The sequence below is a fragment of the Thalassotalea sediminis genome, from assembly GCF_030295915.1.
GTDB lineage: Bacteria > Pseudomonadota > Gammaproteobacteria > Enterobacterales > Alteromonadaceae > Thalassotalea_C > Thalassotalea_C sediminis.
In genome coordinates this window covers 3,142,211-3,155,267 of sequence record NZ_AP027361.1, presented here as the reverse complement: position 1 = coordinate 3,155,267, position 13,057 = coordinate 3,142,211, and the positions used below count along the sequence as shown (strand labels likewise).

Below are 13,057 nucleotides of genomic sequence, written 5' to 3'. Positions count from 1 at the left end.
TATTTAACCCTCTGATCGCCTTTGATCAGAATGATACAAAATCTAAACACTTAGCGAAAAACTAAGTAAGAAGGGAAACAAGTGAAACGCTTGTGCTGCCCCCGCAACGGTAAATTGACAATATTCAACGGTAGTTTTTTCGTTGACCGTCAAAAGCCCGGAGACCGGTTTAGATTTTTAATTAAGTTTTACCAATGCGGTGGGCTTTGGTAGCGAGGAAAAAATGAAACATAAACTTATCACGTCGTCTATATTGGCGGCACTTGCCATATCTCCTGTAACTTTTGCTAATACACCTGTGTTAGAAGCAGATGAGCATATTGTCATTACAGCAAACCGAGCGGCAACTAACGCTGAAGACGTATTAGCTTCACAAGTTGTAATTACCCGTGCTGATATTGAAGAAATTCAGGCTAAATCTGTTTTAGATATATTAGCAACCGTTTCGGGTATTGATATTTCCGCGAATGGAGGCCGAGGACAAAATGCTTCAGTATATATGCGAGGAGCAAACTCAGGACATACCTTGGTTTTGATCAATGGCATTCGAATTGGCTCGGCAACTTTAGGTACTACAAATTTAAATGAAATTGCACCTGAATTAGTTGATCGCATTGAAATAATTAAAGGCCCACGAGCAGCGCTTTGGGGGTCAGACGCTATTGGTGGTGTTATTCAGATATTTACCCGTAAAGTAGACGGTGGTGAATACTTTGCTAGTGCGACTTTCGGCAGTGATAATTATCAAAAATATAGTGCAGGTTTTGGTTTAGAGCACGGTGACGGTTCAACGAGCTTTAGTGTTAACCATGAAGAAAGTGACGGCTTTGACGTAAAAGATGATGCAGAGTCAGATGATGACGGATTTGACTATGATTCTTTAGCAATCAATGGTCAACAACAGGTAAATGAGGCATTGGCACTAACGTGGCTAGCGCAAGTAGATCAGGGCGATACAGAATATGATAGCGCTGGGCATAATGAATCTGCGGTTAATAACCATATGTGGAATATAGCTGCCGCTTATCAAACAACGCTAGCGAGTTATGCCAATAGTACGCAACTTTCTATAGGGCAGAGCCGTACCTCAAATATTAGTTATGGTAATGGTACAGCAAAAAATGAAGGCAATGTTTTTGATACTCGCCGAGACCAAGTGTCGTTGTTAAATCATACAATGTTTTCTGCTAACTGGCAGGTAAATGTTGGTGCTGACTTTTATGAAGAACAGCTAAGAGGTTCAAGTGAGTTTGTTGAAACGCAACGTGATATCGCCGGTTATTTTGCTCACACTGTTTATAACCAAGATAAATTCAGTTATGAGTTGGCTTTGCGTTATGATGATGTGGAAGATGTAGACTCAGAGACTACTTATAACGCAAGTCTGGGGTACCAAATAAGTGATGATACTCGTGTTGTATTGTCAACGGGAACGAGCTTTAAAGCACCAACGTTTAATGATCTTTATTATCCATTAAGTTGGGGATATGTTGGCAATAAAGACTTATCTTCAGAAACGTCTGACAGTGTAGAACTTAATATCACCAGTAAATTTGACTCACTATCACTGTCATTGAATGTGCATAAAACAGACATTGAAAACTTAATTGCTTGGAACGGCACTAATAGTGAAGGGCATACCATGCCTATTAATATTAATGATGTTGAAATTGAAGGCGCTGAGCTAGGTTTAAATTACGCGGCACCATATGGACTTCATCAATTTAATATCAGTTATGTAAATGCCGAAGATACTGGTGCAGAAGCAGGAGAGGATAAGCAGCTTATTCGCAGAGCTAAAGAGTTTGCTAACTATAAGTTCAGCACAGACGTTGCTAATGCCGATGTCTACTTTGAATGGCAATACAAAGGTAAAAGATACGATGATGTTTGGGGTGTAGGTAAAGTTAAATTAGACAGTTATCAACTGATTAACTTAGGCACGAGTTATCCTTTATCAAGTAACTTAAAAATTGAAGCGAAAGTAAATAACGCCTTCAATGAGCAATACCAAACAATTAATGGTTATTTTTCTCAAGAAAGAACGATATACCTTGGTATCAGCTATCAAAATTAATCGCGATGATTAACCATAAATACCATTGGTATTAATGTAAAAAAATCCGAATATTTATTCAGTATAAAAACGCTATTCTAATTTGCAGAATAGCGTTTTTTGTGCATTGCAAAAAGTTACTGAACTAGGCTAATTGGTGCTTGCAAGTCAACTCAGATGGTGTCAAAGTGAAAGTGCTTCATTCATTTATGTGACGTGAGGAGGGTCAAAATTCAACTGAATATGTTGATCATATTGACAGCGGTAAATCGTGGTTAGTTGCCAATTTGATTGATGCAAGGTTTTCATTTTATAGGAAATTTGTGTATATGACTGAAGATAAAACGATTTATATATTAGATACTAATATCTTGCTCCATGAACCCTTTGCCTTTTTATCCTTCCAAGAACACGATGTGGTAGTGCCGATGACGGTGCTTGAAGAGCTCGACTCTATTAAAGATCGTAGAAAAGATGTTAGCCGTGATGCCCGTGTTGCGATTAGAGCTTTGGAAGATACCTTAGCAAATGCAACCCCTGAAGAAGTATTGGCTGGTGTTCCTTTACCCTCAAGAGAAGATGCAACAAAAATAGGAACACTATCAATTTTTAATGATTATACCTTAGCACAGGCTGTTGGTAAGTTGTCTTTTAATGAGAATGACAATCGCATCATTAATACTGCTCTGCATATTCAAGATCATCAAAAGAATAAAAAGGTAGTATTAGTTACAAAAGACATCAATATGCGTTTGAAAGCCAAAGGTGCAGGGTTAAAGCATGTTGAAGATTATCGAACAGATCAATTAATTGATGATATTCAGTTTCTTACTAAAGGTTACCATAAATTTTCAGGAGATTTTTGGCAACAAGTGAAAAACTGTGAAAGTGAATCAGAAGGGCGTAATACCACGCATTATATTGAAAAGTCTGTATTTCCCAATGCCTATATGAACGAATATTTGATTGATGATAGTGAGCATTTCGCAGGCAAAGTAATGGGCTGGGATGATGATCGTTTAGCAATCGCTGATTTAAGTCGTGAACGTTTAATGTCGAAGCAGGCATGGGGTATTACCCCGAAAAATATTTATCAAGGTATGGCAATGGATGCTTTACTTGATCCGAATATTGATCTCGTTATTCTGACCGGGCCAGCAGGTTGTGGTAAAACGTTATTAGCGCTGGCGTCAGCATTAGAAATGGTCATTGAGCGTGGAATGTACGATAAGGTTATCGTAACAAGAAGCACACCTGAAATTGCCGAATCTATTGGCTTTTTGCCGGGTACCGAGGAAGAGAAAATGGCACCGTGGCTGGCAGCTATTACAGATTCTTTAGAAGTGTTACACAAGCAAGATGAGAACATGGAAGGAAGCCTTAACTATATAATGGATAAGGCGAATATTCAGTTTAAGTCTGTTAATTTTATGCGCGGTAGAAGTATTCAGAATGCCTTTGTGCTCTTGGACGAATGTCAAAATTTAACGGCTTCACAGTTAAAAACCATCATTACCCGTTGCGGTGAAGGTACTAAGCTAGTGTGCTCTGGTAATTTATCGCAAATTGATAGTAATTATCTTACCGCCTTAACCTCTGGATTAACGTATATTGTAGAACGTTTTAAGGACTTTCCAGGGAGCACTACTGTAAACTTAAATGGTGTTGTGCGCTCAAGGTTAGCGTCATTTGCCGAAGAGAATTTATAAGGTTTACGATGTAGAATGAGCAGGGGGAGCATTCCCCCCTGTCTTTATGTTAAATATGGCCTGTTTCTAAAATTGGTGTTACCCAATACCTAATACCAGACATGTTAAAAGACATAGCAAGGCTATCTTTTATTGCCTGTAGGTTTTGTTGTTTTATCAGTACTTCGAATTGGCACATATGTTTATAACCCCTTACTTGTTCCTCAATATTAAATGAGCTGTGTTCTTGGCTATAACCTAATATTGGCGTTAGATTAAAGCCAGAAGCAAATGGGCTTTTAATCAGAACATCTGTAACGTCATCTTTGATTTTTTTAGGTACAACAAAGCTAAATAAAAGCATTGAATTAACCATATTTTTTCTCCAACATCCGATAATAAATAGGCAGTAAATACAATGTTGTTATCGTTGACGTGATTAACCCACCAATAACGACAATGGCTAGAGGCTTTTGTATTTCAGCGCCTGGTCCTGTGGCATATGCGAGTGGCAGCAAACCAAACATAGCGGTTGTTGCTGTCATCAATACTGGACGAAGTCTACGTGTTGCTCCGCTAACAACGCGGTCGGTTAATTGCGGTATTAATATTTTTGTTTGTTCAAAATAACTGATCATAACAATGCCGTTCAATACAGCAACACCTAACAAGGCAATAAAGCCAACAGAAGCTGGAATTGATAAATATTGACCAGAAATAAACAGAGCGGTTACTCCCCCCATTATCGAAAATGGTATGTTTCCAAGAATAAGCGCTGCTAATGGTAATGATTGAAAAGTTGTAAATAGAATAATAAAAATCATCAATAGCGATAATGGTACGACAAAAATGAGGTTATTCATCGCTCTTTGCTGATTTTCAAATTCGCCACCAAAAATTAATGTGTATCCGCTAGGTAGTGGTAGCTTCGAATGCACTAGATCTTTCAACTCATCTACGAAGCTCACCACATCTCTGTTAGAAACATTGGTGCTGATGGCAACAAATCTTTTGCCATTTTCTCGTTCAATTAACAACGGCTCTTCTTCCATCGTTATTTCAGCGACTTCATTTAGTGGCAGCAAATCATTACTTGGCGTGAGGATCGACAACGTATTTAAATCTACTATTGAATTTATGTTTGAGCGTGCATTTTTAGTACTTGTTGCAAAGACAATGGGGGTATGTTTGTTTACGTCATTTAATTTGGATATATTTCTCCCCTCTAATTGAGGCTTGAGTATCTGTGTCAATGCGTGGGTAGTTAAACCATATTCATTTGCAACTTCGTTTTTAAGAGATAAGCGAATATATTTTCCACCAGTAATCAGTGCTGTTTGAACGTCTTCACTGCCATTTACTTGCTCTACAAGTGTTCGCATATTATTTGCTAGGGTAGCTAAGGTGGTTACATCATCACCGAATATCTTTATTGATACATCGCCCGTTGTACCAGTAAGCATTTCCGATACACGCATTTGTATTGGCTGAGTAAAGTTAATATTCATACCTGGGTAATTGCTCAAAACAGCTCTTATTTCTTCAATGAGTTCTTGTTTGGTATTAAAACGCCATTCACTTTGCGGCTTTAATTCCATAAAAACATCTGTTTCATTCAGGCTCATAGGATCGAGTCCTAATTCGTCAGATCCTGTTCTAGCAACGATTTGTGCAACCTCAGGTATTTGTTTTAGCAACGCTGCTTCAACTTGTTGATCAACTGCTATCGAGCCTGCAAGCGTTATTTTTGGCGATTTTTCTAATTGTACAATAATATCTCCTTCATCTAGAGTAGGCATGAAGCTTTTACCAAGTTGCGTAAAGATAAAAACACTAATACCTAAGGCGATAAAGGCAATAATCGATAAAAACTTTGGCTTGTTTAATGCTTTTTCAAGTGACTTTTGATAGTGATATTGCATGCTTTTAATTAATTTAGGTTCACTTGCTTCACTTTGCTTTAGTAATACTGATGCCAATACAGGAACAAAAGTGAAGGCAAGCAAGAGTGCAGTTAGCATGGCAAAGACTATTGTTAATGCCACAGGTGTGAATAATTTTCCTTCAAGTCCTGTAAGAGTCAGTAACGGAGAAAAAACAATAACAATGATTAATGTGCCTGAAACCGTAGGTATGGCGACTTCTTTACATGCACGATAAATCGTATGTAATTTAGGTAAATATTTGTTTTCGGCAAGTCTGTTGACCGTATTTTCAACGACGACGACAGAGGAGTCGACGAGCATACCAATGGCAATGACTAAGCCGCCTAAACTCATCAAGTTGGCCGATATTGAGAAGTAACGCATTAAAATAAATGTTGAAAGTGCCGCCAAGGGCAGGGAAATCGAAACAATTATTGCCGCTCTAATATTTCCAAAAAAGAGTGCAAGTAATATGATCACCAGAATTACTGCTTGTATTAAGGCATTAACTATCGTGTTAATTGCTGTAGTTATTAGATCTGAGCGATCATAAAATACATTTATCTCAGTGCCTTTGGGTAAAGAATGTTTAATTTCGGCTAAGGCCTCTTTTACGTTAGATATTACTTGCGCGGTGTTACTATTTTTTAATGCAATGACTAATCCTTGAACTGATTCTTCACTATTACGTGTTACCGCGCCATAACGAGTTAGATGACCTTCACTGACAGAAGCAACATCAGATAACCTAATTGTCGTATGTTGAGTGGATGCAATAACAATCTGTTTTATATCATCTATTTTCTCAAATTGTCCTTGTGTACGAACAACAATATTGTCGTTACCTTTATTAAGGCGGCCAATACCACCATTAAAATTGTTTTGCGTAATTGCGTTTTCGATATCTAATAAAGTGATACCGAAATTTTTCATGTTTAGTGGTGAAGGCGTTATTTCATATGTTTTAGTGAAGCCTCCTAAGCTGTTTACATCTGCAACACCTGATACTGTTCTTAATGCTGGTCTTATTTGCCAATCGAGTAATTCACGCTTTTGTTGTAATGTAAGTGAGGGGTTTTCAACGGTAAACATAAACATTTCACTGAGTGGTGTGCTCATGGGGGCTAATCCTCCAGATACATTATCTGGTAATGCCGACCACACATTCATCAGTCTTTCATTTACTTGTTGTCTGGCCCAATAAATATTAGTGCCTTCCTCAAAATCTAATGTAATATCGGTAATTGCGTACTTAGTTGTTGAACGTAAAATACTTTGAGATGGGATGCCTAAAAGCTCTGTTTCGATAATACGTGTGATTTGCGTTTCAATTTCTGACGTAGTCATCCCCGGTGCTTTTAGTACAATTTTTACTTGTGTTGGTGAAATATCAGGAAAAGCATCAACTGGGAGAGTTAACCAAGCTTTTAAGCCTAGTAGTGCTAAAAATATAGTAGCAAGTGCGATGAATACTCTTTGGATTAAGGAGAACCTTATTAAAAAATCGAGCATTTTTACTCTCCTAAGCCCATAAAAATACCTTGGGCAATGCTTGTAGAAGAAACCAAAAGTAGATCTTGAGGTTGCAGGTTATTAGACCTTACAATGAATTGAGTGCCATCTTTGCCAATTATTTCTATTTCCGTCAAAATCAACTGCTCGTCAATTTTTACAGCAACATAATCTTTGTTGTGTAATTCAAATACTGCTTTGGGATCAACTGAGTAACCATTAGCCTGGTACAAAGGCGTGAGCAATAACTGCGTGCCAATCGGTAACGCACAACGAGTAGAAAATTTACTTCTGATTGTTTGTTTATACTTGTGAACAAGAGGGACAATAACATCAGTACTTAATGAGCAAGCGCTATTTTCTATTTTTAGTTGCGTAAGGCGCCCAAGGTTGTTAACTGGTAATGATGTTTGTACATAAATACTTTTTTCCGGAATAACTTCAAAAATATAAGGGCTTTTTTGAGTAGGAATGTACAGAATTCCGCTTATTGGACTTATTAAGAAAACTCTCCCTTGTTCGTCTACGTTTAATTGTTCCCTAACATGTGAAAGGTGTTCATAGTTGAGCTTAGCGGCATGATAGGCCTTTATTATCGATAACCATTCAGTGCTTTTTATCGTGTTTGAACTGGCGTAACTTTTAACGCGATTCAAATGCGTTTTACTCTTTAAATAGATGAGTTCTGCTGATGCTAGTTCATCAAAGTAATGGTTAACTTCTAAACCATCAACTTTCGCAATAACATCACCTTTTTTTATAGAACTACCGTGTGTTTTACTAAACAGCAGTTGTTGCGGTGTAAAGGGTAAGGTAACTTTAAATGACGCCTCTGAATGATAAGTTACTAAACCAATAGTTGAAGAACCTTGCAGGACGTTTGTAGGCGTTGCTTCACTGTAACTTAAATCAAACTTACCCATTTGTGAGAGTAATATTTTATTTAAAGTGGGCTGGTCTCCAATTGCATTTACATTGAAAAAACAGATAAATAAACAAAGACTAATTTGTATTAATTGCGAACGAATACCATACATTTTAAACCTAACTCTCCTATGCCAGATTTAACAATTGGCATTTATTTAATAGTTGTTTGATATCTTATAAACTATGCATAATTTATCATCGGTCATATGCAGGTAAGTCATCAGGCATATGTACCATGTTTTTGCTAACCTATTGAGAAATAAATGAAAGACAAATTTATTGCTGTGCTACTTGGGATCATAATGGTACTTAACTTTTTTGATGTAATTACTGATATATCTTTAGGTGTGCCGACTTGGCACATTATTGAAGAAAGTATGATCGTGTTAGCGTCAGCAATCGGCTTCGTGTTTTTGATTATTGAAATAAAAAGTCGAACTCAGCACATTCAGCATTTGAAAGCAGAACTGGTTAATTCAGATATTCGAATACAAAATATTTCTGACGAAATGAAATATGCAAGAACGAAGTATAGTGAGCTTATTTATAAGCAATTTAACGAATGGAAATTAACGAAAAGCGAACAAGAAGTGGCAATGTTATTGTTAAAAGGGTTAAGTTTTCGGGAAATAAGTGGTGTGAGAGATACGAAAGAGAAAACAGTTCGCCAGCAAGCTTCGAGTATCTACGACAAAGCGAGTATTGATGGGCGCCATGAATTTTCAGCGTGGTTTTTAGAGGACTTTTTACAGACTCATCCTTAAGGTATTTTTCCAAGTGCCGATCTAAAAAGGTTGGCTATTCGTTATATTGTCGACTCGTTGTCTTTTTCTGCCTTTTCAATAGCGATATCTACAAGTTCTAGTGTTGCCGACTGAGTGGTCATCGCAAACTCATAAGCTTTATGCGCTTCACCTTTTTTAATGGCGTCGAATAGATCTGCATGTGCTTGGTATTCCCGCTCGGTTACGGGCTTAATACGATTGGTGTAGCGTAAATTTACTTGTAGCGCAATTTCTATAAAATTTTCTAACTGAATAAAAAAGGGGTTTTTGGTGGCGTTTAAAACTGCCTTGTGAAATTTTACATCTGCATGATGTGTTGCATCAGCATCATTATTCACTTCAGCAAGTTGCATGTTAGAAAGGGCTTGCTCAATGTTTTCAAAATCTTCTTCTGTGGCATATTGTGCAGCTAAATATGCAGCTTGTGCTTCAACAGGTTTTCTAAGTTGTAAGAAATGTCGTAGCATATATAAATCGGGCTTACCTACTAAAATCCAACCGAGTACATCGGTATCAAAGAGATTCCATTTGTTCTTTTCAACCACTTGGATTCCCTTACGGGGGCGAGAGCTAATCAACCCTTTTGCAGTTAACATTTTGACAGCTTCACGGGTGGCGTTACGGCTAATATCGTAAATTTCACCAAGCTCAGCTTCAGAGGGTAGCTTGTCGCCTACTTTATATTTACCTTTAAGAATTGAACGCCCAAGCTCGTGTACAAGCTGTTGAGTTAAGTTTAAATGTCTAGCGTCCATGTGTTACCTTCACCAAATATTAAAGTAGAATGTATTCTGCATAATTTGTTGATCATAAATGAGTAATTTACTTTACTCCAGCAATAACTTTCGATTATTACTAATTTATCCCATTAATAATAAAAATATTATTATATAACAGGTGTTTACAAAATAATCGAATAAAAAGGGTTAATTGGGTCTTGTCTGATATTTTGTATATTGTAGTATAAATAGTACAAAGATTTATAGGTTTACCATAATGTTATTAAAGCAATTATCCAGTATCGCATTATTTTCAGTGTCGGTGCTAGCCAATTCAACGAGTGCTAATGAAGTAAAAGAACCATGGCGTGATCATACCGTGTTCGCTATTAACAAGCTTGAGCCTCGTGCGTCGTTATTTCCATATCAAAGTGAGCAGGCTGCATTAGTTGATCAAAAAGAACTAAATAGTAATTTTATGTTACTTAATGGCTTATGGTCTTTTGATTGGCAAAAATCGCCTCAAAACGCCCCTAAGTCGTTCTATTTACCAAAGTTTGATGATAGCCAATGGGGGACCATTCCTGTACCAGGCAACTGGGAAGTTGAAGGATATGGTTACCCAATATATTTAGATGAAAGATTTCCGTTCACTACAAAATGGCCAGATGTACCAACGGATTACAACCCTATTGGGTCATACCGTAAACCATTTGTTTTGCCTAAGAACTGGCAAGATAAACAAGTCTTCTTGCATGTAGGTGCAGCCAAGTCTTCACTTGATGTGTGGCTAAATGGCGAGAAAGTTGGCTTTAGTCAAGGTGCAAAAACGCCTGCTGAATTTGATTTAACGCCTTACTTACGTGCAGGTGAAAACGTATTAGCTTTTCAAATAAGACGTTGGACTGACGCAAGCTTTTTAGAAAGTCAGGATATGCTGCGAATTTCAGGAATTGAACGTGATGTATACCTGTTTGCGACACAAGCACAACATATCTTTGATTTTCATGCACAACCACGTCTTAATCAAGATTTTACACAAGGTAATTTTATTTTAGATGTAACTGTTGAAAACTATCAAGATGATAAAAACGTCGCCCAGGTTGAATATAAATTACTTGATCCTCGTCAAGACATGAAATCGGTACTAAGTGGTGAAAAACGTGTGCAGCTTGCTGGCGCCAAATCTACTGAAGTTTCGTTGCAAGGTAACCTCGCTAACCCTGCGTTATGGTCTGCTGAAGCGCCTAATTTGTACACTTTAGTGATAAACCTTAAAGATCAAAAAGGTAATGTTTTAGAGTCTGTTAAAGATGAAATTGGCTTTCGTCATATCGAAATTAAAAATGCGCAACTTTTGGTAAACGGAAAACCCATTTATATTAAAGGGGTTGATCGCCATGAAACAGATCCTCGTCGCGGCCATGTTGTTGATAAAGTATCAATGGAGCGTGATATTCAGCTAATGAAACAATTTAATATTAATGCTGTGCGATCTAGTCATTACCCTAATAACCCTTATTGGTATGATCTGACTGATAAGTATGGTTTGTATGTTATTGATGAAGCAAATATTGAATCACACCCACTGGCAACCAATAAAGCAACACAAATTGGCGATGAAGAGAGTTGGATACCTGCTCATATCGAACGTACACGTCGTATGTACGAGCGTGACAAAAACCATCCATCTATTATTATTTGGTCGTTAGGTAATGAAGCGGGCGAAGGTAAAGTGTTTGAAGCAACATATAAATGGTTAAAAGATCATGACGACACACGTCCTGTGCAATATGAACCAGCAGGTACTGAACATTACACCGATATCTTTGCACCAATGTACCCTTCAATTGAACGTTTGGTGGAGTATGCGCAATCAAATCCTTATAGACCTGGTATTATGATCGAGTATGCTCACGCAATGGGTAATTCTGTCGGTAACCTTAAAGATTACTGGACGGCGATCGAAAAATATCCTTCACTACAAGGCGGATTTATTTGGGATTGGGTTGACCAATCATTGGAATACGTTAATGACAATGGTCAGAAGTACTATGCTTACGGCAAAGACTTTCATCCTGACTTACCGAGTGACGGTAACTTCTTAAATAATGGATTATTAAACCCAGACCGAGTACCTCATCCGCATGCTTATGAAGTAAAAAAGGTTTACCAAAATATTAAATTTACTGCTGTCGATACTAAAGCAGGTACTTTTCAGATTGAAAACCAGTTTTTCTTTACCAATATAGAACAATATCAACTGCAATGGCTGGTATCAGCTGATGGCCAGAAAATAGCAAGTGGTCAACAAGCTATGCCGTCAATTTCACCTCGTGATAAAGGTAAAATAACACTTCCTATTAGTCAGTATCTAACTGAAAAAGATAAAGAATATGTGGTAACGTTAAGCGCAGTAATTGACAAACAGCAACCTTTACTGCCTATTGGTCATGAAATAGCGTTTGAACAATTTATTATTACGGATAAAAAACAACAGAGTGATTTTGCTTCAGCAACTAAAGGGCAATTGATAAAGACTGAAAATAAGCAGTTTGTTAGCTTTAAAGGTAAAGAGTTTCAAGCGAGTTTTGATAAAAACACGGGTTATTTGAGTGCCTATCAATACGGTAATGAACAATTAATACTAGAGCCATTAAAGCCAAACTTTTGGCGAGCACCGACAGATAATGATCTAGGTAATAATATGCAGACGTGGGCTGCAATGTGGCAAACAGCTGAACAGGGGTTAACGTTAACCAACTTTAAGGTTGAAAATGCACGCGTTATTGCAACGTATCACTCGCCAGATTTTGAAGGTGTTTATAGTGTAAATTATGACATCGCAGCTGATGGAAAACTACAAGTAACATCTACACTTAATTTAGCTGATGGCCAAACGTTACCTAATATACCGCGTTTTGGTATGCAGCTTGTTATGCCTGGTCAATTTGAAAATATAACATGGTATGGCAGAGGGCCTCATGAGTCTTACTGGGATAGAAAAACAGGTGCCAAAGTTGGTTTGTATAAAGCGCGTGTTGACGAGCAAATAGAACATTATATTCGACCTCAAGAAAACGCGAATAAAACTGATGTTCGTTGGTTAAGCGTTACAAATGATAAAGGTGTAGGCTTTAAAGCAACAGGTGAGCAGGTATTAAATGCGAGTGCTTGGCCTTATTTACAAGCTGATATCGATTTTACCAAAGGTGACGCCTCAGCGTCAGCATCGGGATTAGTACCCGTTACGACTAAACACGCGGTTGATGTGCCTCGTCGTGACCTTACCACGGTGAATATTGATCATTTACAAATGGGTGTAGGTGGTGATACTTCATGGGGACGTCTCGTGCACGATGAATATACGATAAAGGCGAAAGACCTAAGTTATCGTTTCATCTTAGCGCCTATTGGCACCAAATAATTTATTATCGCAAACCTT

Annotated in this window: 8 protein-coding genes and 1 riboswitch; of the genes, 4 read left to right on the top strand and 4 right to left on the bottom strand. The window is 37.6% G+C overall.

Annotation, left to right across the window (positions count from 1 at the left end; all coding sequences use genetic code 11):
* Positions 1 to 27: 27 nt before the first annotated feature.
* Positions 28 to 187: riboswitch (cobalamin riboswitch) on the top strand.
* A 36-nt stretch (positions 188 to 223) separates the two neighbouring features.
* Both QUE09_RS14400 and QUE09_RS14395 read left to right on the top strand, forming a co-directional pair.
* Positions 224 to 2,077 carry a TonB-dependent receptor domain-containing protein gene (locus QUE09_RS14400; RefSeq protein WP_286233529.1) on the top strand — a complete coding sequence of 618 codons (1,854 nt, stop codon included), beginning with the start codon at positions 224 to 226 and terminating at the stop codon, positions 2,075 to 2,077.
* Between the two features lie 308 nt (positions 2,078 to 2,385).
* Positions 2,386 to 3,765 (top strand): PhoH family protein, encoded by a 1,380-nt coding sequence (locus QUE09_RS14395; protein ID WP_286233528.1) that lies wholly within the window; start codon positions 2,386 to 2,388, stop codon positions 3,763 to 3,765.
* Between the two features lie 49 nt (positions 3,766 to 3,814).
* Here QUE09_RS14395 and QUE09_RS14390 read toward each other — a convergent pair whose 3' ends face one another.
* Genes QUE09_RS14390 through QUE09_RS14380 form a run of 3 tightly spaced genes read right to left on the bottom strand, consistent with a single transcriptional unit; the run spans position 3,815 to position 8,218 of the window.
* A complete protein-coding gene (locus QUE09_RS14390) occupies positions 3,815 to 4,120 on the bottom strand; it encodes a DUF3240 family protein (protein WP_286233527.1) in 306 nt (101 codons plus the stop codon).
* Positions 4,113 to 7,181 carry an efflux RND transporter permease subunit gene (locus tag QUE09_RS14385; protein ID WP_286233526.1) on the bottom strand — a complete coding sequence of 1,023 codons (3,069 nt, stop codon included), beginning with the start codon at positions 7,179 to 7,181 and terminating at the stop codon, positions 4,113 to 4,115. The genes QUE09_RS14390 and QUE09_RS14385 overlap by 8 nt, the downstream gene beginning before the upstream one ends.
* 2 nt (positions 7,182 to 7,183) lie before the next feature.
* Positions 7,184 to 8,218, bottom strand: a complete 1,035-nt coding sequence (locus QUE09_RS14380) for an efflux RND transporter periplasmic adaptor subunit (protein WP_286233525.1) — start codon at positions 8,216 to 8,218, stop codon at positions 7,184 to 7,186.
* A gap of 153 nt (positions 8,219 to 8,371) precedes the next feature.
* Between QUE09_RS14380 and QUE09_RS14375 the strand changes: the two genes are divergently transcribed.
* Complete coding sequence (locus tag QUE09_RS14375) at positions 8,372 to 8,872, top strand: helix-turn-helix transcriptional regulator (RefSeq protein WP_286233524.1); 501 nt, start codon at positions 8,372 to 8,374, stop codon at positions 8,870 to 8,872.
* 41 nt (positions 8,873 to 8,913) lie between these two features.
* Here the strand turns inward: QUE09_RS14375 and QUE09_RS14370 are convergent, their stop codons facing one another.
* Positions 8,914 to 9,648, bottom strand: a complete 735-nt coding sequence (locus QUE09_RS14370; protein WP_286233523.1) for a FadR/GntR family transcriptional regulator — start codon at positions 9,646 to 9,648, stop codon at positions 8,914 to 8,916.
* Between the two features lie 241 nt (positions 9,649 to 9,889).
* Between QUE09_RS14370 and lacZ the strand changes: the two genes are divergently transcribed.
* Positions 9,890 to 13,039 (top strand): beta-galactosidase, LacZ type, encoded by a 3,150-nt coding sequence (gene lacZ / locus QUE09_RS14365; protein ID WP_286233522.1) that lies wholly within the window; start codon positions 9,890 to 9,892, stop codon positions 13,037 to 13,039.
* The last annotated feature ends 18 nt before the right edge of the window (positions 13,040 to 13,057 follow it).